The sequence below is a fragment of the Marinomonas epiphytica genome (genome assembly GCF_054780655.1).
On sequence record NZ_BAAGVX010000003.1, the window covers coordinates 41,416 to 68,189 of the forward strand.

The 26,774-nt window shown below is 43.8% G+C and carries 24 protein-coding genes; 13 read left to right on the plus strand and 11 right to left on the minus strand.

Features of this window, described 5'->3' with window-relative positions:
* Nucleotides 1-40 precede the first annotated feature (40 nt).
* The gene (locus ACYVGZ_RS01810; protein WP_460750356.1) at nt 41-1,222 is read left to right on the plus strand and encodes a cytochrome-c peroxidase; all 1,182 of its coding nucleotides are present in this window, start codon (nt 41-43) and stop codon (nt 1,220-1,222) included.
* 102 nt (nt 1,223-1,324) lie between these two features.
* Complete coding sequence (locus ACYVGZ_RS01815) at nt 1,325-2,377, plus strand: aldo/keto reductase (RefSeq protein WP_460750359.1); 1,053 nt, start codon at nt 1,325-1,327, stop codon at nt 2,375-2,377.
* 120 nt (nt 2,378-2,497) lie between these two features.
* Here ACYVGZ_RS01815 and fusA read toward each other — a convergent pair whose 3' ends face one another.
* The 5 genes from fusA to ACYVGZ_RS01840 all read right to left on the minus strand — a co-directional run bounded on the left by fusA (nt 2,498) and on the right by ACYVGZ_RS01840 (nt 8,939).
* The gene (fusA, locus tag ACYVGZ_RS01820; protein ID WP_460750362.1) at nt 2,498-4,582 is read right to left on the minus strand and encodes an elongation factor G; all 2,085 of its coding nucleotides are present in this window, start codon (nt 4,580-4,582) and stop codon (nt 2,498-2,500) included.
* Nucleotides 4,583-4,839: 257 nt separating this feature from the next.
* On the minus strand, nt 4,840-6,009 hold the full coding sequence (locus tag ACYVGZ_RS01825) for a cation:proton antiporter domain-containing protein (RefSeq protein WP_460750365.1): 1,170 nt from the start codon (nt 6,007-6,009) through the stop codon (nt 4,840-4,842).
* 17 nt (nt 6,010-6,026) lie between these two features.
* The gene (locus tag ACYVGZ_RS01830) at nt 6,027-6,692 is read right to left on the minus strand and encodes a TIGR04211 family SH3 domain-containing protein (protein ID WP_460750368.1); all 666 of its coding nucleotides are present in this window, start codon (nt 6,690-6,692) and stop codon (nt 6,027-6,029) included.
* Between the two features lie 125 nt (nt 6,693-6,817).
* On the minus strand, nt 6,818-7,294 hold the full coding sequence (locus ACYVGZ_RS01835) for a DUF934 domain-containing protein (protein WP_460750371.1): 477 nt from the start codon (nt 7,292-7,294) through the stop codon (nt 6,818-6,820).
* A complete protein-coding gene (locus ACYVGZ_RS01840; protein WP_460750374.1) occupies nt 7,278-8,939 on the minus strand; it encodes a nitrite/sulfite reductase in 1,662 nt (553 codons plus the stop codon). The genes ACYVGZ_RS01835 and ACYVGZ_RS01840 overlap by 17 nt, the downstream gene beginning before the upstream one ends.
* Nucleotides 8,940-9,195: 256 nt before the next feature.
* Here ACYVGZ_RS01840 and nfuA point away from each other — a divergent pair, with 256 nt between their 5' ends.
* Nucleotides 9,196-9,777, plus strand: coding sequence for a Fe-S biogenesis protein NfuA (gene nfuA / locus ACYVGZ_RS01845; RefSeq protein ID WP_460750377.1), 582 nt, complete (start codon nt 9,196-9,198; stop codon nt 9,775-9,777).
* Between the two features lie 71 nt (nt 9,778-9,848).
* On the opposite strand, the gene ACYVGZ_RS01850 is transcribed toward nfuA, so the two are convergent.
* Both ACYVGZ_RS01850 and ACYVGZ_RS01855 read right to left on the minus strand, forming a co-directional pair.
* Nucleotides 9,849-10,925, minus strand: coding sequence for a 3-deoxy-7-phosphoheptulonate synthase (locus tag ACYVGZ_RS01850; RefSeq protein WP_460750380.1), 1,077 nt, complete (start codon nt 10,923-10,925; stop codon nt 9,849-9,851).
* A gap of 85 nt (nt 10,926-11,010) precedes the next feature.
* Complete coding sequence (locus ACYVGZ_RS01855) at nt 11,011-11,772, minus strand: sulfite exporter TauE/SafE family protein (RefSeq protein WP_460750383.1); 762 nt, start codon at nt 11,770-11,772, stop codon at nt 11,011-11,013.
* 107 nt (nt 11,773-11,879) lie between these two features.
* On the opposite strand from ACYVGZ_RS01855, the gene cysB reads away from it, so the two are divergent.
* Nucleotides 11,880-12,854 (plus strand): HTH-type transcriptional regulator CysB, encoded by a 975-nt coding sequence (gene cysB / locus ACYVGZ_RS01860; RefSeq protein ID WP_460750387.1) that lies wholly within the window; start codon nt 11,880-11,882, stop codon nt 12,852-12,854.
* Nucleotides 12,855-12,911: 57 nt separating this feature from the next.
* Here cysB and wrbA read toward each other — a convergent pair whose 3' ends face one another.
* The 4 genes from wrbA to ACYVGZ_RS01880 are packed head-to-tail and all read right to left on the minus strand — an operon-like array spanning nt 12,912 to nt 16,543.
* On the minus strand, nt 12,912-13,511 hold the full coding sequence (gene wrbA / locus ACYVGZ_RS01865) for an NAD(P)H:quinone oxidoreductase (RefSeq protein ID WP_460750390.1): 600 nt from the start codon (nt 13,509-13,511) through the stop codon (nt 12,912-12,914).
* On the minus strand, nt 13,511-13,855 hold the full coding sequence (arsC, locus tag ACYVGZ_RS01870; RefSeq protein ID WP_460750393.1) for an arsenate reductase (glutaredoxin): 345 nt from the start codon (nt 13,853-13,855) through the stop codon (nt 13,511-13,513). The genes wrbA and arsC overlap by 1 nt, the downstream gene beginning before the upstream one ends.
* A gap of 55 nt (nt 13,856-13,910) precedes the next feature.
* Nucleotides 13,911-15,638, minus strand: a complete 1,728-nt coding sequence (locus ACYVGZ_RS01875) for a proline--tRNA ligase (RefSeq protein ID WP_460750395.1) — start codon at nt 15,636-15,638, stop codon at nt 13,911-13,913.
* A 35-nt stretch (nt 15,639-15,673) separates the two neighbouring features.
* Nucleotides 15,674-16,543 (minus strand): SMP-30/gluconolactonase/LRE family protein, encoded by an 870-nt coding sequence (locus tag ACYVGZ_RS01880; RefSeq protein WP_460750398.1) that lies wholly within the window; start codon nt 16,541-16,543, stop codon nt 15,674-15,676.
* An 83-nt stretch (nt 16,544-16,626) separates the two neighbouring features.
* Here ACYVGZ_RS01880 and ACYVGZ_RS01885 point away from each other — a divergent pair, with 83 nt between their 5' ends.
* The 9 genes from ACYVGZ_RS01885 (at nt 16,627) to ACYVGZ_RS01925 (ending at nt 26,599) form a co-directional block, all read left to right on the plus strand.
* On the plus strand, nt 16,627-17,052 hold the full coding sequence (locus ACYVGZ_RS01885; protein WP_460750401.1) for an HIT domain-containing protein: 426 nt from the start codon (nt 16,627-16,629) through the stop codon (nt 17,050-17,052).
* Nucleotides 17,053-17,111: 59 nt separating this feature from the next.
* Entirely contained in the window at nt 17,112-18,704 is a 1,593-nt protein-coding gene (locus tag ACYVGZ_RS01890) for a DUF2786 domain-containing protein (RefSeq protein WP_460750404.1), read from the plus strand.
* A 154-nt stretch (nt 18,705-18,858) separates the two neighbouring features.
* Entirely contained in the window at nt 18,859-20,376 is a 1,518-nt protein-coding gene (locus ACYVGZ_RS01895; protein WP_460750407.1) for a fumarate hydratase, read from the plus strand.
* A 312-nt stretch (nt 20,377-20,688) separates the two neighbouring features.
* Nucleotides 20,689-21,108 carry a D-ribose pyranase gene (rbsD, locus tag ACYVGZ_RS01900; protein WP_460750410.1) on the plus strand — a complete coding sequence of 140 codons (420 nt, stop codon included), beginning with the start codon at nt 20,689-20,691 and terminating at the stop codon, nt 21,106-21,108.
* A gap of 20 nt (nt 21,109-21,128) precedes the next feature.
* On the plus strand, nt 21,129-22,643 hold the full coding sequence (gene rbsA / locus ACYVGZ_RS01905) for a ribose ABC transporter ATP-binding protein RbsA (RefSeq protein WP_460750413.1): 1,515 nt from the start codon (nt 21,129-21,131) through the stop codon (nt 22,641-22,643).
* Nucleotides 22,640-23,620: a ribose ABC transporter permease gene (rbsC, locus tag ACYVGZ_RS01910; RefSeq protein ID WP_460750416.1), complete on the plus strand. Its 981-nt coding sequence runs from the start codon at nt 22,640-22,642 to the stop codon at nt 23,618-23,620. The genes rbsA and rbsC overlap by 4 nt, the downstream gene beginning before the upstream one ends.
* Nucleotides 23,621-23,671: 51 nt before the next feature.
* The gene (gene rbsB, locus ACYVGZ_RS01915) at nt 23,672-24,550 is read left to right on the plus strand and encodes a ribose ABC transporter substrate-binding protein RbsB (protein WP_460750419.1); all 879 of its coding nucleotides are present in this window, start codon (nt 23,672-23,674) and stop codon (nt 24,548-24,550) included.
* Between the two features lie 85 nt (nt 24,551-24,635).
* Complete coding sequence (gene rbsK / locus ACYVGZ_RS01920; RefSeq protein WP_460750421.1) at nt 24,636-25,562, plus strand: ribokinase; 927 nt, start codon at nt 24,636-24,638, stop codon at nt 25,560-25,562.
* Between the two features lie 17 nt (nt 25,563-25,579).
* Complete coding sequence (locus ACYVGZ_RS01925) at nt 25,580-26,599, plus strand: substrate-binding domain-containing protein (RefSeq protein ID WP_460750424.1); 1,020 nt, start codon at nt 25,580-25,582, stop codon at nt 26,597-26,599.
* Nucleotides 26,600-26,774: the final 175 nt, after the last annotated feature.

Sequence of the window (26,774 nt, forward strand, 5' to 3'; positions counted from 1 at the left end):
TGCCTGTCTAGCGGGCACTTTTTGTTTAAGTTGGAATAATATGATTCGCTGTTGCCTAAGTGTTATGCTTGCTATGTTGCTTGTGGCTTGCTCGCCCTCTGAGCCTAAGAAAGTGGCACTAACACAAGAGAGTAAAAAACTAGTGTTGCCAGTGCCAATGAATGACCCTAAGGCTATTTTAGGATCTCAACTGTTTTTTGATGCCAGTTTATCAAAGCAAGGCAATCAATCTTGTGCTACTTGTCATGATGTCGGTAAAGCCTTTACAGACCCAAGGTTGGATGCGTTTAATGGAGCCGTATCTTTAGGGAGCGATGGGGTGTCAATGGGAACTCGTAATACGCCTACTGCTGGTTATGCAGCGCTTACTCCTTTGTTCCATCAAATGGCAGATGGCGAATATCGTGGCGGTCAGTTCCATGATGGTCGATCGTCAACCTTGGCTGAACAAGCCCAGGGGCCTTTTGTTAACCCGGTAGAGATGGCACTGCCAGATGGTGCGGCAGTCGTGAACAAAGTTAAAGCTAATCCAATCTACTTAGATCAGTTTGAAGACTTATACGGGGAAGGGGCGCTAGACAAGCCTGAAGCCTATGAAGTGGTGGCAGATGCTATTGCTAGATTTGAACAAACGTCGCTTTTTATGCCGTTTGACTCCCGATATGATAGGGCCTTGAGAGGTGAAATCAAATTAACAGAGCAAGAAGAGTTGGGCAAAACACTGTTTTTCTCTCAGCAATTTACTAATTGTAATGCTTGTCATCAATTAAATAGCTCGCCATTTTTTGATAAAGAAACTTTCAGTAACTATCAATATCGAAATATTGGGGTGCCAAGCAATCAAACTTTGCTTGCTCATAATCCCGGGTTTGTTGATCAAGGGTTATTGGACCATCCAGCAGTAAACGACCCCGCTCAATTAGGAAAGTTTAAAGTGCCTACATTGCGTAATGTCGCGGTGACTGGTCCTTATATGCATAACGGTGTATTTCAGGATTTACGCACGGTTGTTTTGTTTTATGATAAGTACAACAATCCTAAGCGTTTAATCAACCCAGAAACTGGTGAGCCTTGGGGGCAACCTGAGGTGGCTGCCAACATTGACCTTGAAAGCCTTGAAATAGGCCCAGCTTTAAATGATCAAAGAGTCGATGCAATTGTTGCCTTCTTAAAGACACTAACAGATCAGCGTTATGAGCATTTATTAGAAAAAAAGCCGTAAATTTACTGATTATCTCCTTATATGAAGCTGCCCCTGTCGGGTCAGTTTTATTATTTTGTTTATTGGTTTTATGATTGATTGAACGTCGAGAAGGATAGCTAAATGAAGTATGTACCTTTGGGTAGAACGGGTTTAGAAGTATCAAGAGTGTGTTTGGGAACCATGACATGGGGTACCCAAAATACGCAACAAGAGGCAGATCAGCAAATTGAGTATGCGTTAGCTAATGGCGTCAATTTTATGGACACTGCTGAAATGTATTCAGTGCCGCCAACTCCTGAGTCTTATGGAAAAACAGAAACCATCATAGGAGACTGGTTGTCTCGCAACGCAGCTCGACGTAATGAGTTTGTATTGGCAACTAAAATTGCGGGGGCGGGTCTGCCTTATATTCGAGAAGGTGGGCCAATTACCGGCGAAGCGATTATTAACTCAGTAGATGCCTCATTGGAAAGACTGCAGACAGATTATATCGACTTATATCAGTTGCACTGGCCAAATCGAACGACTCCGCATTTTGCCAAGCACTTTCCTGGTCACATTACTTTTTCTGATGTGGACCGTGAATTACACTCGTTACAAATGTTGGAAATTTTACAGGCATTAGATGAGTGTATTAAAGCAGGTAAGATTCGTCATTTTGGTTTGTCTGATGATACCACTTGGGGGATCAATGAATATCTTAAGTTGAGTGATAAACATCAGCTTCCTCGTGTGGCATCTATTCAGAATGAATTCAGTTTGTTGCACGCAAAAGATTGGCCTTATTTAATTGAAAACTGTATTCATGAGGATGTTGCGTATTTGCCTTGGTCGGCCTTAGGAGCAGGAGCCTTGACTGGTAAGTATTTAAATGGTACTCGTCCTAAGGGTAGCCGCTGGAATTTGGCTCAAAGAAACGGCTTATTCCGTGATACTGAGCAAGTTAATAGCGCCGTGGCTGGCTATTTGGAAGTGGCCAAAAAACACGCTTTAACACCGGCTCAATTGGCGCTTGCATGGTGTGATCAGGTGGATGGCGTCACCTCTACGATTATAGGTGCTACCAATCTGGAGCAACTTAAAGAAGATATGGCAGCTTTTGATATGGCTCTATCAGAGCAGGTGATAAAAGATGTGGTGGCAGTCTTCAAAGAGTACCCAGTACCTTTCTAGCTGTTAAGGCTCATGGATAAAAAATACCGGCCACTCGCCGGTATTTTTTTACCTTCTTAAAACCAAAAAAACCGATACATTATAGTATCGGTTTTTTTAAGGCTAAGATGCTAGGTGAGATTACTTAGCGTCTTTCTCTTTAGCAGCAGCAATTACAGTCTCAGCAACGTTTGCTGGACATGGAGCGTAATGAGCAAACTCCATAGAGAATTGACCGCGACCAGAAGTGATAGTACGTAGGTGACCAATGTATCCGAACATTTCAGATAGAGGTACTTCACCTTTAATACGTACGCCAGTTAGGCCGGCTTCTTGGTCTTTGATCATGCCGCGACGACGGTTTAGGTCACCGATAACATCACCAACGTTATCGTCTGGAGTGAACACGTCAACTTTCATGATAGGCTCAAGAAGTTGTGCACCTGCTTTAGGGATAGACTGACGGAAAGCGCCTTTAGCTGCGATTTCGAAGGCAACAGCAGATGAGTCAACTGCGTGGTAACCACCGTCAAATAGCTCAACTTCAACGTCAAGAACAGGGTAGCCAGCAAGCACACCTTCTTCCATCATAGACTTGAAGCCTTTTTCAACAGCAGGGAAGAATTCTTTTGGTACGTTACCGCCCACAACTGTTGAAGTGAAAGTGAAGCCAGAGTTTGGCTCACCTGGTTTGATGCGGTAATCAATTTTACCGAACTGACCAGAACCACCAGATTGTTTCTTGTGCGTGTAAGTATCTTCGATTTCTTTCGTGATAGTTTCACGGTACGCTACTTGAGGTTGACCCACTACTAGGTCTACACCGTAAGTACGTTTCAAGATATCTACTTTGATATCAAGGTGAAGTTCACCCATACCTTTAAGGATAGTCTCACCAGAATCTTGGTCAGTCTCAACTTGGAAAGATGGATCTTCAGCTACCATTTTACCGATTGCGATACCCATTTTCTCATTGCCGCCTTTGTCTTTAGGCTGAACAGCGATAGAGATTACTGGCTCAGGGAAGACCATTGCTTCAAGTGTGCAAGGGTGCTTAACATCACATAGAGTGTGACCAGTTTGAACGTTTTTCATACCAACGATAGCGATGATGTCACCCGCTTGCGCTGAAGAAATTTCGTTACGATCGTCTGCTTGCATCTCAACCATACGGCCGATACGCTCAGTTTTACCTGTTGCAGAGTTAAGAATCGTGTCGCCTTTCTGAAGGCGGCCAGAGTATAGACGAACGAACGTAAGGGCACCAAAGCGGTCATCCATGATTTTGAATGCAAGTGCTTTTAATGGCTCATCAGCGCTAACAGTAGCAACTTCACCTGTTGGGTTACCTTCTTCGTCAGTCAATTCTTGTGGATCAACTTCTGTTGGGTTAGGTAGGTAATCTACAACCGCATCAAGAACTAATTGAACACCTTTGTTTTTGAAGGCAGAACCACAGTACGTTGGGAAGAACGCAAGGTCACGAGTACCTTTGCGGATACAACGTTTGATTTCTTCTTCAGCTGGTGTCTCACCGTCTTCTAGGTAAGCCATCAATAGATCTTCGTCTTGCTCAAGAGCGGTTTCAATCAAAGCTTCATGATATTCTTCAACTTTGTCTACCATGTCTTCTGGAACGTCTTTCACTTCGTAGTTTTCAGGAAGACCAGTGTCATCCCAAACATACGCTTTCTTAGAAAGTACGTCTACTACACCAACGAAGTCATCTTCTTCACCAATTGGAAGTGTCATAACAAGTGGGTTAGCACCCAATACTTTTTTAACTTGCTCTACAACACGGTAGAAATTGGCACCAAGACGGTCCAACTTGTTTACGAAGATGATACGAGCAACTTCAGATTCGTTAGCGTAGCGCCAGTTGGTTTCTGATTGAGGCTCAACACCACCAGAACCACAGAATACACCGATACCACCGTCTAGTACTTTAAGAGAACGGTATACTTCAACAGTGAAGTCAACGTGTCCAGGTGTGTCGATAACGTTTAAGCGGTGTTTTTTCCACTCACAAGTTACCGCTGCAGATTGGATAGTAATACCGCGCTCAGCTTCTTGTTCCATGAAGTCTGTAGTCGATTCACCATCATGCACTTCACCAGTCTTATGGATTTTACCGGTAAGTTTTAGGATACGTTCAGTAGTGGTAGTTTTACCCGCATCAACGTGAGCAAAAATACCGATGTTTCTGTATTTTGATAAGTCAGCCATTACATTACTCTAAATAATTGAGGACGAAAAATTTCGCGATATTATACCTGACTTAATTGGCTTAGTCAGATAATTTGGCGCTATTCTATTATATTTTGTGGGAGTAAAGGAAGGGGGCAGTGAAGGCATTTGGCAAAAGAATTCTTAGAGGGTGAATCCCGCCGTCTTTTATTGTGTCAAAGCCATCAAAGTGAAGAATAAAATACACTAAACGCCCACTTTTTCTGTCTAAATAGGCGCTTTTTAGTGTTAATTCTTTAATCTCTTCTTAATTTGTCTGAAATGGCGATAGGGTTAGGGAAGTTTAAAATCACGACATAGGTGGATAGAGCAAAACTTAAGATAGCCGTTGCTTGAATGACATGAGAAGCTTCAACTCCAATTAAACCTATGCTGGCGGCCAAGTATGCAATGAGCAGAGAAAATTCGCTCACTTGACCTAACCGAAAGCCCACCTCCCAAGATGTTTTGCTATCTTCTTTTATCCCCTTAAGTAGGAAACGAAACACGACCGGTTTAATTAATAGGGAACCGACGGCTAAAACCAAGGCAGGTAAAATCACTAAGCCTAATAGATCTAGGTTGAAACTTGCGCCAATGGAAAAGAAAAATAGGATTAAGAAAAAATCTCTTAATGGCTTCAGGTGGGTGGCGATGTATTGAGAAATTGGGCTTGTTGCTAGGGCAACCCCAGCAATAAAGGCGCCCATTTCAGCAGATAAGCCAACTACCTCAGCAACCACAGCCATAGATAGACACCAACCAATAGAGATAAGGAACAGGTATTCATGGAAGCGGTCAAATTGAGTAATGAGCTTTAGCAAAACAAATTTAACGAATAAGAAAGCGCCACCAATCAGGATAGGTAAACTAAATAGCGGAATCAGATATTGGCTAATGCTAGCGTCCTGTGTATTGGACATGCTGTATAACACCAATAATACAGCGATCGCGATAATGTCTTGTAAAAGCAATAGTCCAACCACGAGTTCCCCAGTATGTTTGTGGTGCAGGACGGTAGTAGGTAATAACTTAATACATACAATGGTGCTTGAGAACATCATGGCTACACCAATAATAATGCTTTCTGTCTGGCTATAGCCATAGAGTGTTGCAACGCTGTAGCCTAAAAGTGCAAACGCCAACGAGCTTAATAAAGCAATCCAGGAGGCTTTTTTGAGCATGTTTAGAAGGTGGCTTGGTTGCATATCTAGGCCCAACAAAAACAATAAGAAAATGATGCCTACATGGCTCATTTCATCCATTAGTTTGGGTTCGTTAATCAGGGATAAAGCAGAAGGGCCAAATAGCGCACCTAAAGCGATATAAGCAATGATCATAGGTTGCTTGGTGTAAAGCGCGATAGTAGCTACGACCGCCGCTCCAGAAAATATAAGAAAAAAGGAGTGTACGATCGAAGCTTCCATTTATGATCCTTAGTGAATTACCATGAACTAGTATTGACTTTTTTACGGCGAGACATAGGTATAATGACGCCCATAATGAAGCCTAAGAATAGTGTTGCTGCACCTATCATAAACCATTTTTGATTGGTGGAGTTTTGCAATTTAAGCATGGTTTGCTGGGCGGTTTCAGCTTGAGTTTTTAGGCTTTCTAGTTGGTAGCTAATGTTATCATTTTGTTCAACGATAATCTGAGCTTTCGCGGTAATTTCTTTTGATTCAGCAAGGTTTTCTTGTAAAGATAAATTCTGGGCTTCTAAATCGCTAATGGTACGGCTTAGCTCTTGCAATTGAGACTGATTGTTGGCTAAGGCGTCTTGGGCGTCCACCTTGCTTTCGTTAGCACGAGTGAGTTGCTCTTGTAGTGCCAGTATCTGATCTCGTGTGACGGCCGTGTCACTTAAAAAATAATCAGCTACCCATCCTTCGTTGCCATCAGGGGTGCGCACTTTTGTGTGGCCATTTTGCTGCTCTAGCACCTCAAGTGGAGTGCCGCTTTTCAGTCCCCTTTCTACTGCTCGAGTATTGTTGCTTTGACCTTCGCGAATGGCGACAAATTGTATATCAGATACGTAGACAGTTGCAGAAAGTACGCTGGAAGAGAGTAATAGGCCAGAGACTAAGCCGGCTAAGTGTTTTATAGACACATTAAGATCCTTTAATTATCAATCACTTTTGATTAATCATACGATAATCATGGTGGCCCTAATACGCAATAGAAAAAGGCCCGAATAACGGGCCTTTTATCACAATTTTACAAATTGCTAAGTATTTACCGACGTAAGAAAATGGGTCTTGGGTCAGCAACATCCCCTTGATAGGCAATGCTAAACGGCTTATGCAACTCCAGTGCTTTTTCTAAGTTAACTTCAGCTTGGAATTCAAAACTGTTGAAGCCAACTCGCAATAGATAGCCAAGTTGATCTGGAATGAACTTGCCTAATGCGCGTATCTCACCAGTGAAGTTCAATCTTTCCCTTAATAGGCGTGCGTAACTGAATCCACGACCATCGGTAAAGGCTGGAAAGTGTACCCCAATGACAGAAAATTGTGACAAGTCAATACCTTGAAGCGCCTCAGTGCCATCGCCAGCTTCTAGCCATAAGCCCGCAACTGAGCCAATAGTGTCTTGTTGTTCAAGCCATACACTCGCTCTAACAAGGCTGCTCTCATTGATTTCTTGGTCAGTGTCTTGAATCCACTGGTATAGATTATCGACGATTTCGCCGTCTTTAATTAGTTTTTGCATATGCAGCCTCTTTAAATGGTGCGATTCCAACGCGGCGGTAGGTGTCGATAAAGCGTTCGTCGTCGTGACGAGTGTCAACGTAAACATTCATCAGTTTTTGGATGACGTCACCTATCTCTTCTTGAGCAAAAGAGGGGCCTAAGATTTTGCCGATGCTGGCATCATGACCAGAAGCGCCACCAATTGATACTTGATAGAACTCTTGTCCTTTTTTATCTACCCCTAAAATACCAAGGTTACCAACGTGGTGATGGCCACAAGCGTTCATACAACCTGAAATATTTAGGTCGATTTCACCTAGATCATACAGGTAATCGATATCGTCAAAAGTATTTTGAATCTGTTCAGCGATTGGTATGGATTTGGCGTTAGCCAATGCACAGAAATCACCACCAGGGCAACAGATCATGTCGGTTAATAAGCCTAGTGTTGGGGTTGCAAAACCATTTTCTTTGGCTGCTTCCCAAAGTTCAACCAATTGGTCTTGGCGAACATCTGCCAGCACGAGGTTTTGTTCATGGCTAACGCGTAGCTCACCAAAACTGTATAGGTCGGCAAGGTCGGCCGCTTTTTCCATTTGCTCTGCAGTCGCATCACCTGGTGCTTGGCCAGGCTTTTTCAGTGTCAATGTAACAATGCGGTAACCTGATTTCTTGTGGTTGAACGTGTTACGCTCATACCAGCGAGCAAATCCTGCACTGGCAGCAAGCTTTTCACTTAGCGAACTTGGCTGGTCAGCCAGTGCTTCATATGCAGGTTCAGTAAAGAAGCTCTGTAAGCGATTAAATTCACTCATTGGAACGGTGCTTTCTTTGCCTCGCAAATGGCTCCATTCAGCCTCAACACGGGTACGAAATTCTTCAATACCGAGTGCTTTTACTAAAATTTTGATGCGAGCTTTATATTTGTTGTCGCGACGGCCTTGCTGGTTGTACACGCGAATAATTGCGTCTAGGTAAGTAAGGATGTCTTCGCGAGGAATAAATTCACTGATAGTGACGCCCACCATCGGAGTACGGCCAAGGCCACCACCCACTATGACTTTAAAGCCCACTTCACCATCTTCGTTCTTTTTAATATGAAGACCAATATCGTGAACCTGAGTTGCTGCACGGTCTGATTCTTCTGTTGCATTCACTGCGATCTTGAATTTACGAGGTAAGAAAGCAAACTCAGGATGGAATGTAGACCACTGGCGAATCAATTCACAGTATGGGCGTGGATCGACGACTTCGTCAGCAATGACACCAGAGTACTGGTCGGTAGTGGTGTTTCGAATACAGTTGCCGCTGGTTTGTACAGCGTGCATTTGTACGTCAGCAAGTTCTGCAAGTATATCGGGCACATCTTCTAATTTTGGCCAGTTTAACTGCAGGTTTTGGCGAGTACTAAAGTGCCCATATCCTTTGTCATAACGACGACTGATGCTGGCTAAAACGCGTAGTTGAGCGCTAGAAAGCATGCCATATGGAATGGCGATACGAAGCATTGGCGCATAACGTTGTACGTAAAGACCATTTTGGAGGCGTAAAGGCAAGAACTCTTCTTCGCTGAGTTCTTTGGCTAGGTAACGGCGTGTTTGATCGCGAAACTGTGCTACGCGTTCTTCAACAAGCTGTTGATCTATGGCGTCATATTGATACATAAAGATTTAACCGCTTTAGGTGGATAGTTGCATGGATTTTAGCAAATATCCGTTATACTAAAAATGAATATTTATCTATATCTTTAGTAATTTTACTAATAAGCCATATTAGCAAATTCGTGGAGAGTGAAAACTCAGTTATTTTGGGGAGAAATTGAGTAAAAATACCTTAGTTGTTTACTCGGTCTTTTGTTTTGTTCTGGTTCTGCGTTAAAATAGGCGCCATTAACGACCTTTAATTTTAAGATAGGTGTTTATGAACATTACGATTACTGATGGCGCTCAAGAGTATCTTGCGTCTTTACTTGAAAAACAAGGTGTTGAAGGAATTGCTGTGCGCATTTTTATTCAACAACCTGGTACTCCTCACGCCGAAACGTGTTTGGCTTATTGCCGCCCTGACGAGGTGAATGAAACGGATGAAATTCTCAACCTACCAAAATTAAAGGTGTATGTTGAGAAAAACTCAGTAAACTTTCTTGATGAAGCTTTTGTCGACTATGCCACGGAAAAAATGGGTGGACAGTTAACCATTAAAGCGCCTAATGCAAAAATGCCCAAGGTGACAGAAGACAGTCCAATTGAAGATCAGATAAATTACGTTCTGTATTCTGAAATCAATCCAGGTCTTGCTGCCCATGGTGGTGATGTTGGTTTAGTGGAAGTTCTTGAAGGCGGTGTTGCGGTGTTGCGTTTCGGTGGCGGTTGTCAGGGGTGCAGTGCAGTGGACTTAACCTTAAAAGAAGGGGTTGAGAAAACCTTAATTGAAAAGGTGCCTGGTTTGACAGCAGTTAAAGACGCAACGGACCACACAGTCACAGACAATGCTTTCATGTAAGTTATGATGCAAGCAATAAAAAAGGGCCATTTTGGCCCTTTTTTATTGCTTGAAGTTTGCTTGTTTGGCAGTTAACCGCGTTGGCGTTCAGGCAATGTAGCGCGAAGTGCATTTGCCATGTCGGTTAATGTTTTTTCAGTCACTTCCCAGTCGATGCAGGCGTCAGTAATGGAAACACCATATTCTAGCTCTGCTTTATCAGTCGGCACCTTTTGGTTGCCCCAACCTATATTGCTCTCAATCATTAAGCCCATAATAGAGTTGTTGCCAGCCAAGATTTGTTCTGTCACGTCTTTTGCTACGGAAACTTGGCGTTCAGGTTGTTTGTTGGAGTTTTCATGAGAACAATCAACCATGATGTTGTGTTTTAACTTGGCGCCACTTAATGCTTTCTCGCTAGCAAGAACATGTTCGGATTGGTAATTTGGTAAGCCATTACCTCCGCGAAGTACTAGGTGACCGTAGGCGTTACCTTTTGTATTAACTACATTTACCTGGCCGTCTTCATTGATGCCCAAGAAAGAATGAGGGTGAGAGACAGACTGCATTGCATTCACAGCCACTGTCATTGAGCCATCTGTTCCGTTTTTAAAACCAACTGGTCCGGATAGGCCTGAAGCCATCTCGCGGTGAGTTTGGGATTCTGTTGTACGGGCCCCAATTGCAGACCAACTAATGAGATCTTGAATGTACTGTGGCGAGATGGGATCTAAAGCTTCAGTGGCTAATGGTAGGCCGAGTTCTGCTAGATCGATCAGTAACTTACGGCCAATGCGCAAGCCTTTATCTATATCAAAACTGCCATCAAGGTTGGGGTCATTAATAAGCCCTTTCCAACCTACAGTGGTGCGAGGTTTTTCAAAGTAAGCGCGCATAATAATATACAAGCTATCATCAAGTTTTTCAGACAAAGCTTTTAGTCGTTTGGCATAATCTAAAGCGGCTTCTGGGTCGTGGATGGAGCAAGGGCCAATGACAATCGCTAGGCGATGGTCCTTACCGTCCATAATGTCTTTAATGGTGTCCCGTGAAGCGGCGACATGGTTGCTGACTGGCTGACTGATAGGTAGTTCAGTTTTTAGCTCATTTGGTGTTACTAAACTTGTGAATGAGGCGATGTTTAAATCCTCAAGGCGCTTGTTGCTCATTACTTAATATCCTGCTTGTTGCGGTTCTTATGCAACACTACCTTAACGTGTTTTATGCTAGGAATGAACTGCTTTTTATTGATTTTTAAAAGAAAAGGTATTTAACCCCAAAACTCATTAATGCCGTTGCTAATATGGGTTGCAGCACTCTGTTAGGAACAAAACTTGCGACACGAGTGCCTAAATAAATAGTGGGGATAGACCCAATTAACAAGGCTGCAAGAAGGGAGTAATCGACGTTACCTATTAGTAAGTGACCAACGCCTGCTACTAGGGTTAATGGCACTGCATGGGCCAAATCTGTGCCAACAATATTTTTTGCCATCATTACAGGAAATAAAATCATCATGATGGCTGTGCCTAATGCGCCGGCACCCACCGAAGTCAGAGTAACTAAAATTCCTAATATGATGCCGCAAAAGAAAATCACTTGGCTACTCTGGGCGGTACTAAAATTAAGTTTGATGTTGCGAGTAAGTTTGCCACGAAAGAGAATAACAAGGGCTGTGCTAAGTAGCATAAATCCAAGGGTCGCCGTTAGAACATCTTGGTAATGGTCAGGTTGTTCAAATTGCGACAATGCCCAAACAGTTAATAGTGAGGCAGGTAAGCTACCTGCAGCCATGGCCGACACAATTCGCCAATCTACGTTGCCTTGTTTGGTGTGCATGTAAACCCCAGTGCTCTTAGCAATGCCTGCATACATCAGGTCAGTCCCAATAGCGATATGTGGAGGAAAGCCAAACATCAGTAAAAGTGGGGTCATAAGCGATCCACCGCCTACCCCTGTAATACCAACAGCCAGACCGACCGCGGCACCTGCGAAGATATACCAAATAAAATCCATCGTCACTCATCTAAAAATGGTTTAAGCTGGCAACATTAGAGGTTTTTTACTATTCTATAAAGTAATATTTTCTTCTGTTTTTAATTCTTTTTCGAATAAGGTGTCGGATGAAGCTACAGCAATTACGTTATATATGGGAAGTGGCTCGCCATGATTTGAATGTTTCTGCAACAGCGCAAAGCCTTTATACCTCCCAGCCAGGTGTAAGTAAGCAGATACGTTTGCTAGAAGATGAGCTAGGGGTAGAAGTGTTTGCACGCAGTGGTAAACATTTAACTCACATTACCCCCGCGGGTGAAAAAATCATTGAGTTAGCGGGCGAAATTCTAAATCAGACCCAAAATATCAAACGGGTGGCTAGTGAGTTTAGTGATGAAAAAAAAGGTTCTTTAGATATTGCTACTACGCACACGCAAGCTCGTTATGCGCTCCCTAAGGTCATTAATGACTATATCAGCACTTATCCAGATGTGACCTTGCATATGCATCAAGGTACTCCCATGCAAATTGCGGAAATGGCCAATGATGGCGCAGTGGATTTTGCAATCGCAACGGAAGCTTTAGAATTATTTGGTAATTTGGTGATGTTACCTTGTTATAAGTGGAATCGTTCGGTTGTGGTGCCCAAGGATCACCCACTAGCACATGAGGAGCGACTCACTTTAACTGCCTTGGCTCAGTATCCAATTGTGACTTATGTGTTTGGTTTTACGGGTCGATCACAATTGGATCAAGCGTTTCAGGAAGCGGAGCTTGAGCCGAATGTTGTGTTTACTGCGGCAGATTCAGACGTCATTAAAACCTATGTCCGCTTAGGGTTAGGAGTCGGAATTGTCGCGTCTATGGCATTTGATGAAGGCCAAGACTCTGACCTGGTTGCTCTCGATGCTTCTCATCTTTTTGAAGATAGCTGCACCAAGATTGGTATTCGCAGTAATACCTTCATTCGCGGCTATATGTTTAAGTTTTTAGAATCCTTTGCTCCACACTTAACGAAAGATTTAGTTATGGCAGCGATGGAGGCGGGGAATCGTCAAGACGTTGAGAAATTATTCGAGGGAATTGAGTTACCTCGTCATTAGCGTTGTCACCAACAAAAAGGCAAGCCGTCTAGATATATATTTTCTAGACGGCTTTTTTTAGCTTGAAAGTTTAAGAGCTAAGTTTGCTAGGCGCTTTCCTTGGGCCTCGCAAAGGTTGATTTCATCGCTACTTAAATGTTTATCGGCAGTACTGCAGGCAAGGTGGCTCGCACCGTAAGGTGTGCCGCCAGTTTGTGTGCTAATGAGCTCTTTTTGACGATAAGATAGCCCGAGCCAAATCATGCCATGGTGTAAGGTGGGGGGAATCATGCTCATTAGGCATTGTTCTTGACCGCCATGCATTGTACTGGCACTGGTAAAGCCACAGGCGGGCTTGTCAATAAGTTGGCCTGTCATCCATAACGTTGAGGTTTGGTCTAGAAAGTGCTTTAAAGGAGCGGCCATACTGCCAAAATACGAAGGTGAGCCCAGTGCGAGCCCTGAACACTCAGCCAGTTCTTCTAGTGTGCAATAAGGTGCGCCTTCGTCTGGTAGGGCGGGATTTGCCACTTCGGTATTAGGGGCAACATCAGCAACCTGGCGTATCTTCACGTCAATGCCCGAGACTGTTTTAGCGCCGCGCCCTAAATGCTTCGCCATTTCAGCAATGGAGCCATGTTTGCTGTAATAAAGAATGAGTATGTAAGGTGTGTTCATTACTTGAAAAGAACCAATACGTTTTCAGGAGGACGGCCAATCGCGGCTTTATTGTTATGAATAACAATAGGTCGCTCAATGAGGCTTGGGTTTTCTAGCATGGCTGTTACGCGTTCTTCATCGGTAGACTCAGTTGTTAGGCCAAGTTCTTTATAGAGCGCCTCTTTTGTTCTCATGAGCTCAATGGGCGAGATGCTCAGCTGTGTGAGTAGGGCTTCTATTTCATTGCGACTAGGAGGCTCTTTTAAGTACAAACGTATTTGCGCTTCAATGCCGTTATCGCTTAGAAGTTGTAGTGTTTGGCGTGACTTGGAACACCTAGGGTTGTGATAAATGACAGTCATCTTACGGCCTTTTGTGTGTTTAAAGTGAAGCCGAGCACAGGGCTCGGCTTAAAACCTACGAGATTTTTTGATTGATAAAAGAGATGGCTTCATCAAGCGGTAAATCCGTATTGTCCTTATCTGTGCGGTGCTTATATTCCAACAAGCCTTTAGCAAGCCCCTTGTCGCCGACGACAATGCGATGAGGAATACCCAGTAATTCACAATCAGCGAATTTCACCCCCGGGCGTTCTTTGCGATCATCCAGAATAACGTCAATACCTTGTGCTTTGAATTTCTGGTATAGATCGTCACATTGTGTGCGTACCGCTTCGGATTTATCATAATTCATTGCGATGATGGCAAGGCTATAAGGAGCAATGCTTTGGGGCCAAATGATGCCTTTGTCATCGAAATTTTGCTCTATGGCAGCCGCCACAACACGAGATACTCCGATGCCGTAACACCCCATGTGCATAACTTGTGCTTTGCCGTTTTCGTCAAGTACCGTGGCGTTTAAGGCTTCGGCATACTGTTGACCTAACTGGAAAATGTGGCCCACTTCAATACCGCGTTTAATGATTAATGAGCCTTGGCCGTCTGGGGAAGGGTCTCCTTCCACAACATTACGAAGATCCGCCACTTCCACATCACCGCAATCACGTGCCCAGTTAATGCCAACATAATGTTCGTCATCAATGTTGGCGCCAGCACAAAAGTCAGACATTACTGCGGCTGTTCGATCGGCAATAACACGAATGCCTTTCGCTTTTAGGCCAACAGGGCCTATTGAGCCTGGAGCGCAGCCAATTTGCTGAATAATGTCAGCTTCATTGGCAAATTCAAACGGCGCTTTAATGCCATTTAGTTTTTCAACTTTAATCTCGTTAATGGCGTGGTCGCCACGCAATACAAGGGCGACTATAGTGTCTTCGCCTTGCTCGTTTTCACCTTTTACCAGCATGGTTTTAACGGTGTTTTTAACATCAAGCTGCAAAAACTCTGCTACCTTGGCAATGGTTTTACAATCTGGTGTATTCACTTGTTGCAAAGCTTGGCTAGGCTCGTCTGCTTGTTGTTTTAAGCAAACAGCCTCGGCTAATTCGACGTTGGCCGCAAAGTTTGAGCTATCGCTAAATGCAATGTCGTCTTCCCCGGATTCTGCTAATACGTGAAACTCGTGGGAATGAGCGCCGCCAATGCTGCCTGTATCGGCAAGCACAGGGCGGTAATCTAAACCAATACGATCAAATACATTGCAGTACGCTTGATGCATTCCATCATAGGTTTCTTGTAATGACTCTGGCGTAATGTGGAAAGAGTAGGCGTCTTTCATACAAAACTCGCGTGAACGCATGACGCCAAATCTCGGGCGCACTTCATCGCGGAATTTAGTTTGAATTTGGAAAAAGTTAGCCGGTAATTGCTTGTAACTGGTTAATTCATTGCGAGCAAGGTCGGTAATAACTTCTTCATGAGTGGGCCCTAAGCAAAAATCTCTTGAATGGCGATCTTGAATGCGCAAAAGCTCAGCGCCGTATTTTTGCCAGCGCCCAGACTCTTGCCATAATTCAGCTGGCTGAACCATTGGCATGCTGACTTCCAGAGAGTTGGCTTTTTCCATTTCTTCACGAACGATGTTTTCTACTTTACGAAACACCTTTAACCCGGTAGGAAGCCAAGTATAAAGCCCTTTTGACACTTGGCGTATCATGCCAGCACGAATCATTAGCTGGTGGCTGGTTACCACGGCATCGGTAGGGGAGTTGCGTAGAGTTGAGTATAAATAATTGCTTGCGCGCATAAAGTTCAGTCTGTTTTGTAATTAAAGTAAAAAAATTAGCCGGCGAACCTAGGTTCGGTTTGTCCTTTGGTATCAAGTTGAATGGCAAAAATTCCCCCTGCTTGAGGTAAGTTTTTGAGCTCATCCTCTGTTTGAGCAGAGCGACAGGTGCTGACAAATAAAGTCTGCATGTCTGGTCCACCAAACGCAACCATGGTTGGGTAGGTCGCCGGTATTGGGTGTTCTTCTAGAATGTTACCTTCTGGGCTGATTTTAACAACTCGTTGGCCTTGGTACAAAGCAGACCAGTAGTTGCCTTCACTGTCGACGGCAGCGCCGTCTGGACGTCCGTTGCCGCGAGGGAACTCGATGAAAACACGCTTGTTGGTCGCCGCCCCAGTGTCGATATCATAATCGAATTGATACACAATGTGGTTAGGAGTATCAGAGTAATACATGATCTTATTGTCTGGCGAAAAGGCTAAACCGTTCGATGTCCAGGCTGCTTGATCAAGTACCTTGTGTTGGCCTTGGCTAAACTGATAAAGAGCGCCATTAAAGGCATCTTTTGGGGCGTACATGCTGCCAGCAAGAAAGCGTCCCTTAGCGTCACAACGTCCATCATTGAAACGTGTGGTTTTCTGGTCGTAGTCGGCAAGCCAGTAGGGTGTGAGCTCCCCATGTAGGGAATCAAAAGTATAAACGCCTGAGCGAAATGCAGCGATAAAACCGTCTTTTTCAGTTAATGAAAAACAACCGATCTCTTCGTCAAAAGTGCGTGTTTCAAGCTGTTCGCTGACTGTGTTGTAGGCGTGAAGTTTGAATGAGTCTATATCAACAAAGTAAAGTGTTTGTGTGCGCTCATCCCAACGTGGACATTCGGCAAGTTTTGCTTGTGCGTCAACAACGCATTGCACATTAGTCATGCTGGCTCCAAAGTCTGTGGGGTTAGAATATAGGCATGCTATAGTGCTTTCGAAAGCCTTTTTTGTAAAGTAGGAATATTAAGATGTTTGAATTAGATCCCGTTTTAGCCAGAGACTCCATTTTAGTTGGGTGTTTTCCACTGTGTCAGTTGCGTTTAATCAATGATAAACAGTTTCCATGGTTTTTGTTGGTTCCTAAAGTGAATGGCGTGAGAGAGATTCATGAGCTATCGGAACATGATAGAAAAAGGCTTATGGCTGAAAGTTGCCTGTTGGCGGAAAAACTGCAAGAAGCTTTTACCGCTACCAAGCTAAATGTTGCCGCTTTAGGCAATATGGTTCCGCAACTTCATCTACATCATATTGTTCGTTATAACACGGATCCGTGCTGGCCTGGGCCTGTTTGGGGGCAGTTGCCTGCAATTCCTTATGAAGAGGGAAACTTGGCAACCATTTTGCAAAAGGTACGTACATTGTTGTCTGATGACCTAGTTGTACAGGATATTTAGCGATTCGCTTGGAGAAGGTCATCTTCGTTTCATGATAAGCTAATTTGGAAAGCATAAGTATGAGTATCAGTAGAAGAAAAAAGGCCATTCAAAAAGTTGTCAAACTTCTGAATTTGGCGACTTCCTCCAACTCGAGTGAATCGAATGTCGCTCTACGCCACGCAGAGTCACTTATTGCCCAATATTCTATTGCTCAGCGTGAGTTGCCAATACTGCAATTGTGTGATCGTTCTATGCTATATAAGGTGAGCTGGGGAAGTGCCGCTCGCAAGTTTACGAACAAACCCTCTCAGAAAAAAGCAACGGCCAATGCAAGTGTGTTTCAGCGTCGCTTTAGCGAAAAAACGACCACGCAACCGAATAATGACGCTATGGATCCTGCTACGGCGTATGCTTCTGCTAAAACCATATTAGATGACCTTGAGCCCCAACCAGAAATGGCAGAGAAAGACGTGGCGCCTGAAACCGTGGTAAGTGGTCAAGTTAATACTGAGTCTGAACAAGATTCAGTGCAGGAAGCGGTGTCGGAGGCAGGCTCATCTGCGGATGCTGGTGCATTCGCCAATGCCGATAATGTTATTAATGCTACCAGCGCTTTTAGAGCGAATGGTGCGAAGCCTTCCGCAGGCTCTTCAGAAACGCCAAGCACCTCGCAAGAAGATTTTGACTCCAATTCTTATTGGCAGAAGGTCAAACAAAAGCTGTCTAGCTTTGACGAAGAAAAGACGCAAGCAGAATTAGACAGCTTAACGGTTCAATTGGCGCTCGCTAAAGAGAATTTAGAATCCAAGCGTCAACAACGTGCTTTAAAAGAGCAAGAAGAAGTGGAAGAGCGAGTTGAGCGCGCGCGCATCGAACAGAGTTTTGAGGAAGCGATGGAAAAAGCGTTTCTTGCTAGAGCGCAAGCTTATGAGGCTTGGGAAAATGAGTGTTCTAAAATTAGGATGGCTTGTCTGCAGGAAGAACAAGAAGCCATTGAAGGTTTTGAAAGTGTTCATCAAGCAATGCGCGCTCAGCAAGACTCTTTAGATCATTATCAAAAGAGCCGCGAGGAGTATCGTGTCGCGAAAATGATGCATGAACTGCGAACTCACTTAAGTGTTGTTGCTGAAGGTCAGGATAATGCTGTTCATTCCTACCGTCAGGTGCTGACCCTGCTGGCAGAAAATAGCCTGTCTTTAAAAGACCTAGAGTTCTCAGATATTAAAAACAAAAGCCTCTTCATTCGTCTTTTAGAAAGAGAATCTGCATTGATTAAAGATGTAGAAGAAAGAGAGCGTTTTACTGAACAAATGTTAGAAAAGTTCTTAACAGGTAAGACGGCGTTTGATGCGGGCAAACAAACTCACACACTCAATCCTTTGCAGCGTATTCATCAGCTCTTGATGTCTGCAAACGAAGGTGAGGCGTTCGAGTCTCAAAAAAGCTTGGAGCAGGTGATCCATCTAATGGAGGCACACTCTCTTACTGTAAGAGATATCGGCTTTGATCATATTCAAAAATATTCTGTCTTTATCCGACTTATTAATTGGCAAGCTGGGCGTATTGCTTCCCTTGCCGAAAGAGAGCAGTTTACAACGGGTATTCTTGAGGAATACGTTCAGCACTCGCTGAATAAAAACGGCGCTGAGCAGCAGCAAAAAGCGAACTGATTTTCATTTAGCTTCTGCGTGCCGTTTTTCCGCCTATTTTTCTTATAAATAGGCGGTATATTGCTTTTAAATTTGTCTAATGCCTTTCTTTGCTTCGACGCATCTTTTACCATTTCGCTTTCGATTTCATTCTAGCACTCTGCAGGAGAGAGGCATGAGCATAATTAAAGAAAGTGATCTAATCGATAGTGTGGCGGACGCCCTACAATTTATCTCCTATTACCACCCTCTAGATTTTGTGAATGCCGTTCACGAAGCTTACGAAAGAGAAGAGAGTCCAGCGGCGAAGGACTCTATGGCACAAATTTTAATCAATTCAAGAATGTGCGCCGAAGGCAAACGCCCTATTTGTCAGGATACGGGCATTGTTACTGTGTTTATTAAAATCGGCATGAACGTTCAGTGGGAAAGTTCCAAAAGTGTTGAAGAGATGATTAATGAAGGGGTGAGTCGCGCTTATACTCACCCTGATAATGTATTGCGGGCTTCTATTTTGGCTGACCCTGCGGGCGCGCGTAAGAACACTAAGGACAATACGCCAGCCGTTATTCATATGGAAGTGGTGCCAGGTGATACAGTTGAAGTGCATGTGGCTGCTAAAGGTGGTGGTTCTGAAAACAAATCGAAACTTGCCATGCTAAATCCATCTGATGATATTGTAGAGTGGGTTAAGAAAACAGTGCCTACAATGGGGGCTGGTTGGTGCCCACCAGGTATGCTGGGCATAGGTATCGGGGGCACAGCGGAAAAAGCCATGGTAATGGCTAAAGAGTCGCTAATGGAGCCAATTGATATCCATGAGCTGAAAGAGCGTGGCGCTCAAAATCGTGTTGAAGAGCTTCGTTTGGCTATCTTTGAAGCGGTTAACAATTTGGGTATCGGTGCACAAGGTTTGGGTGGTTTAACAACCGTGCTGGATGTCAAAATTATGGACTATCCAACCCATGCAGCTTCGCTTCCAGTGGCTATGATTCCGAATTGTGCAGCCACTCGTCATGCCCACTTTGTATTAGATGGCTCTGGTCCAGCAGATCTAGTACCACCTTCTTTAGATGATTGGCCTGAAATCACTTGGGAAGTAGGTGATAGCGTGCGTCGTGTCAACTTGGATGAAGTTACACCAGAGGCAGTTCGTGAGTGGCAACCAGGTGAAACCATTTTGTTGAATGGTAAAATGTTAACAGGTCGTGACGCAGCTCATAAGAAAATGGTTGAAATGATGGCCAACGGTGAAGAGTTGCCAGTCGATTTAAAAGGGCGTTTTATTTATTACGTAGGGCCTGTTGACCCTGTGAAAGATGAGGCAGTAGGTCCTGCGGGTCCAACTACATCGACGCGAATGGATAAGTTCACCCATAAAATGCTTGAGAGTACCGGTCTGCTTGGCATGATTGGTAAAGCGGAGCGTGGCCCTGTTGCTATTGAAGCGATTAAAGAATTTGGTGCTGTTTATATGATGGCGGTTGGTGGTGCAGCGTATCTTGTATCAAAAGCCATTCAAAAAGCTGAAGTGGTCGCTTTCCCTGAGTTGGGTATGGAAGCCATTTACGAATTTGAAGTCGTAGACATGCCTGTAACGGTTGCTGTAGATTCCGCCGGAACCTCTGTGCACATTACAGGACCTGCAGAGTGGAAGGCAAGAATAGAAGCTCAAGCTCTTGAAATAAAATAAGTGTTTGAGAGTCTTTAAGTAATAAGAAACCGGTGTCAGGATCTTCTGAGCCGGTTTTTTTATTTTTTTCTTGTCTTGCTTCGTATTTGCTGGTTAGAATAAATTGTATAAATATTGCGTACTAAATAAAAACAAAAAAGTATAAGGTAAAGATTATGTTTAATCCTTTTTTTATTTTCAAATCATCGAAACGTTTCGATGATTGTCTCGTTTGTTTCTCCTACAATTATCTCGCTTAACTATTAAATATGGCTCATATCGAAACGTTTCGATGTGTTCTTGTATTTTGAGTGCCCAAAAAAATTATAAATTATGAAAAAGACAAACTTATTGCATGCGGATCTTTCCTATTTGCTAGCCACTCTTGGTCATACCGACCAGATAGTTATCGCCGACGCTGGCTTGCCCATTTCTGACGCAACCAACCGAATTGACCTTGCTTTGACACATGGCGTTCCAAGTTTTATTCAAACCGTTAAAGTCATACTGTCTGAAGCTCAAATAGAAGAAGTGGTATTGGCGCAAGAGTTGGTCGATCAAAATCCAGCCGTGCATTCTCAATTGATGAGTCTTCTTCAAACTGAAAGGTCTCAGTCAGGAAAGAATATTCCAGTGAGCTATGTGCCTCACTCTGAATTTAAAGAGAAAACTCATGTCAGCAAAGGTGTGGTCAGAACGGGAGAATGTACGCCCTTTGCTAATGTGATTTTCAAAATGGGCGTTACTTTTTAATTGCGTAATAAGGAATTGTCATGTCTGAGCCAATTTTGCAACTGAAAGACATTGAAAAGAGTTTTCCTGGTGTCAAAGCTTTAAATAAAGCGAGTCTGAAGGTCTTTGCTGGAAAAGTAATGGCCCTGTTAGGTGAGAATGGTGCGGGCAAGTCGACGCTAATGAAGTCTCTCACTGGAATATATGAAATCGATGTGGGTGATATTTTTTATCAAGGGCAAAGCGTTCACTTTAAAGGACCAAAGCACTCCCAAGAAGCCGGTATCAGCATTATTCACCAGGAACTCAACCTCATTCCTGAATTGTCTATTGCCGAAAATATCTTTTTGGGGCGAGAGAAGGTATCAAAATCTGGTCGCATCCAATGGTCATTGATGTACCAAGAGGCTGACCAACTTCTACAAAGATTGAATGTTAAGCACAGCTCAAAGAAGAGCTTGGGTGAGTTGAGTTTGGGTGAGCAGCAAATGGTGGAAATTGCCAAGGCGCTTTCTTTTGAGTCCAAGGTCATCATTATGGATGAGCCAACCGACGCCCTTACAGATACAGAGACCGCTTCTTTGTTCAGTGTCATTGAGGAGCTACGGCGTCAAGGGTGCGGCATTGTTTATATTTCACATCGACTAAAAGAGATTTTCGAGATTTGTGACGATATCACCGTGTTGAGGGATGGTCAGTTTATAAAGCAAGTGTCTGTGCAAGATATTAACGAGGATGACCTTATTGAAATGATGGTGGGTCGTAAATTGGATGAGCAGTATCCAAGAGTAGCAACCCAACAAGGTAGTGTTTGTTTGAAAGTGGATGGGTTGAGTGGCGCTGGGGTTAACGATGTTTCTTTTGAGCTTAAACACGGTGAGATTTTGGGGTTCTCTGGGTTGATGGGGTCTGGCAGAACAGAGTTGATGAAAGTGATCTATGGTGATTTGCCCAAAGAGTCTGGCCAGGTGTTTGTTGAAGGCCAACCAATAACACCGAAAACACCTCAAGATGGACTTAGCCAAGGTATCGCCTATATCTCAGAGGATAGGAAAGGCGATGGCTTAGTACTGGGTTTGTCCGTGAAAGAGAATATGTCCCTAAGTGCTTTACAGCATTTTTCATCGGGCTTGCATATAAACGGCTCACAAGAGCGAGATGCAGTTCAAGAATTTATTCAACTTTTTAATATAAAAACCCCTTCTGAAAAGCAAATTATTGGCAATTTATCAGGTGGGAATCAGCAGAAAGTAGCCATTGCTAAAGGGCTACTGACTCAGCCTAAGGTGCTTATTTTAGACGAGCCTACACGTGGTGTTGATGTGGGGGCGAAAAAAGAAATTTACCAGCTTATTAATAAATTTAAAGCTCAGGGTATGAGTATTATTTTGGTGTCTTCTGAAATGCCTGAAGTGTTAGGTATGAGTGATCGAATTGTTGTTATGCACGAAGGCCGTATAACAGGCGAATTTCATAAAGAGCAAGCAAATCAAGAAGTGCTTATGGCATGTTCTGTCGGTAAAACAGTCAGTAATGTAAACGAGGTAACTGCATGAATAATAAAAATATCGTGGCTGATGATACAGCTAAAAAGCCATTGATTAGCAAAGAGTGGCTGATTGAGCAGAAATCAATTATTGCACTGCTGGTGTTGATCGTCATTGTTTCTTTTTTGAATCCTAATTTTTTTACTGTCGATAATGTTCTAAATATTTTACGACAGACGTCCGTGAGCGCCATCATCGCGGTGGGCATGACACTTGTTATTCTAACCGCGGGTATTGATTTGAGTGTGGGCTCAGTCTTAGCGCTATGTGGTGCTTTTGCTGCTTCAATGATTGCGATGGAAATACACGTGGTGCTTGCTGTCCCTGTTGTTTTATTTGCCGGTGCAGCCCTAGGCGGAGTCAGTGGCTTTATCATTGCTAAAGGAAAAGTGCAGGCCTTTATTGCGACACTAGTGACTATGACTTTGCTTCGTGGTGCAACCTTGGTTTATACAGATGGTAGGCCTATTTCGACAGGCTTTACTGATACCGCAGACATGTTTGCGTGGTTTGGTACTGGCTATGTGTTGGGCGTTCCCGTCCCTGTATGGATTATGGCCTTAGTGTTCGCTATGGCTTGGTACCTGCTTAATTATACTCGCTTCGGTCGTTACATTTATGCCTTAGGGGGGAATGAGTCTGCAACCCGTTTATCTGGTATTAACGTCGATCGTGTGAAAGTAGGGGTGTATGCAATCTGCGGTATGCTCTCGGCTTTAGCGGGTATTATCGTTACTTCTCGCCTTTCTTCGGCACAGCCTACCGCAGGTATGTCTTACGAACTTGACGCTATTGCGGCCGTTGTACTGGGGGGAACTAGCCTAGCTGGCGGTCGTGGACGCATCATGGGAACGCTCATAGGTGCATTGATTATCGGCTTCCTCAATAATGCTTTGAACCTACTAGACGTTTCTTCTTATTACCAAATGATAGCCAAAGCGTTAGTCATTTTACTGGCTGTCATGGTGGACAACAAAAATAAATAACCAGCGACCAAGATATTGGTCAATCTTTAATAAAACCGAAAGGAAACTATCATGAAAAAAATAAAAAAACTTGTTGCTGCTGCCGTAGTAAGTGCGACTGTTAGTACATCTGCTATCGCTCAAGATACACTTGCCATTGTGGTTTCAACATTAAATAACCCTTTCTTCGTTTCTATGAAAGAAGGTGCTGAGCAAAAAGCGAAGCAACTTGGCTATGATTTGATTGTTTTGGACTCGCAAAATGATCCAAGCAAAGAGCTTTCTAATGTTGAAGATTTAAGTGTTCGTGGTGTTAAGGCCATCATGATTAACCCAACAGATTCTGATGCCGTGTCTAATGCGATTCGCATGATCAACCGTAAGGGTATTCCTGTCATAACCCTTGATCGTGGTGCGACTCGTGGAGAAGTGGCTGCGCATATCGCCTCAGATAATGTTGCAGGTGGTGAGCTTGCTGGTAATTATATTGCTCAGACCCTTGGTGCAAATGCGAAAGTTATTCAGTTAGAAGGCATTGCAGGTACTTCTGCAGCTCGTGAGCGTGGCGAGGGCTTTATGAAGTCTGTTAAGGCGAAAGGGCTTGACCTTATGGCGAGCCAACCTGCGGACTTTGATCGCACGAAAGGGCTTAATGTGATGGAGAATTTGCTCGCGGCTAACCCAGATGTGCAAGCTGTGTTTGCTCAGAACGACGAAATGGCTTTGGGGGCACTGCGTGCAGTCCAGGCATCGGGTAAAGATATAGTTATTGTTGGTTTTGATGGCACGGATGACGGTATTGCAGCGGTAGAGCGTGGCTATATGGCTGCAACAGTCGCTCAGCAACCAGCACTGATTGGTTCTCAAGGTGTTGAAGTGGCTGACAAAGTATTAAAAGGTCAGCAAGTTGACTCTTACATTCCTGTTGATTTAAGACTTATTCTAAACTAAGCCTTTGCCTCCCCAGTCACCTGACTGGGGAGCTCCTCCCTTTCAAACTTTCTGAGTAACTTATTTTAATCAAAAGGTAATGTCGATGAGTCAACTTGTCGTGCTAGGCAGTGTTAATGCCGATCATGTGTTGAAGGTGGCGTCTTTTCCGCGTCCTGGTGAAACGCTTCAAGGTTATGATTACCAGATTATTTCTGGAGGTAAAGGGGCTAATCAGGCCGTTGCTGCAGCTCGATTAGGTGCGAGAGCCAGCTTTATTGCCAATGTGGGGGATGATGAGTTTGGTCAACAGGCTAGGTGCTCTTTCATGAGTGACGGTCTTAATGTAGATCATGTCAACGTAAAAGAGGGCCTTCATACAGGTATAGCCATGATCCAAGTGGCTGATACTGGGGAGAACAGTATCGCGTTATCAGCTGGAGCTAACGAGTATCTTAATAAAGCGTTAATTGAACGGGCCCAAACAGCGATTGCTGATTCCCAATGCTTGTTAATGCAGCTAGAAACGCCTTTGGATGGTGTGTTAGCAGCTGCACAAATAGCCAAGCGCCATGCTGTAAAAACCGTTCTTAACCCTGCGCCTGCTAAAGAGCTGCCCGATGCTTTGCTTAAGCTGGTGGACATCATTACCCCTAATGAGACAGAAGCCCAACTATTGACGGGGATAGCGGTCGATAGTTTAGAATCTGCGGCTAAGGCATCATTTGTGTTGCATGATAAAGGCATTCAGACTGTTATTATCACTTTAGGTGCGAACGGAGTGTGGTTGAGTGAGGCTGGGAAAGGGAGCCATATCGAAGGTTTTAAGGTGGATGTAGAAGATACCACAGCAGCAGGAGATACATTCAATGCAGGCTTGGTGGTAGCCTTGCTTGAAAACAATACGCTTGACTATGCAATACGGTTTGCTAATGCCAGTGCGGCCTTGTCGGTAACCAAGTTCGGTGCGCAAACATCCATTCCTTATCGCTCTGATGTGGATGTGTTTTTATCAAAAGAAAAACAAAACTAGGAGAGAATGTGGCGACCATGAAAGACATAGCGCGGCAAGCGGGGGTGTCAACTTCCACCGTGAGTCACGTTATTAATCAAAGCCGTTTTGTCAGTGAAGAAATTTCTGCCAAAGTGCTGAAGGCTGCCAGTGAGCTAAACTATTCTCCTTCGGCCTTGGCACGCAGCTTGAAATTAAATCGAACCAGCACTATAGGCTTAGTTGTAACGGCTTCAAATAACCCTTTCTTTGGTGAGGTTGTGAAAGGTGTTGAGCGGCGCTGCTACCAGAGAGGGTTTAACTTGATACTTTGTAATACTGAAGGGGATGTTGTTCGAATGAACAAATCTGTTAGTACTTTAGTTGAACGAAGAGTTGATGGGCTGATATTGCTTTGCTCTGCTTTTAATGGTGATCCGCTGGCGGCATTTAATAACAATATAGACTTGCCTAAAGTGGTGATGGACTGGGGAGAAGTGTCTTACCCTTGCGATAAAATAAATGACAACTCCGAATTAGGTGGCTATATGGCTACCAGTCGATTAATTGAAGCAGGGCATCGAGATATTGCTTGTATTACTGGACCTTTAGATAGAAATCAAGCCAGTAGTCGTTTTGCGGGTTATCAAAAAGCCATGCATGAAGCGGGGCTCCCGATCCGATCTGAGTGGGTGGTGGAGTCTGACTTTGAATGTGAAGGTGGTTATCAATCTTTTAATCGTATTGTCGAGCTATGTCATAACAAAAAAATGCCATTGCCGAGTGCTGTTTTTGCCTGTAACGATATGATGGCAATGGGCGTCATCAATGCTGCCAATGAGCATGAATTGAATGTTCCAGATTCACTTTCTGTTATTGGTTATGACGATGTGGAGATTGCAAAATTTATGGTGCCTGCTTTAACAACGATTCACCAACCCAAGTATCGGTTGGGAGAGGCGGCAGTGGATACCTTATTACAAAGAATCGCTAATTTGTCTGATCAGCCAAGGCAAATTCAATTAGAACCGACCCTTGTAGAAAGAAAAAGCATAAAAAGTTTAAATAGTGCTTGTTAAAACTAATTTAGTCTGTATGATACACGACCTCAGCCATGACACAGCTTATGGCAACGCTCTTTAAAATAGATAATCAGATAATTTGTGTGGGCGCTCGCTGGAGGCTTCAAAAAATATTGAAGTCTTACGAGACGTCTAACACGTCAATTCGCTTTATTAAGTAAATTGTTAGTGT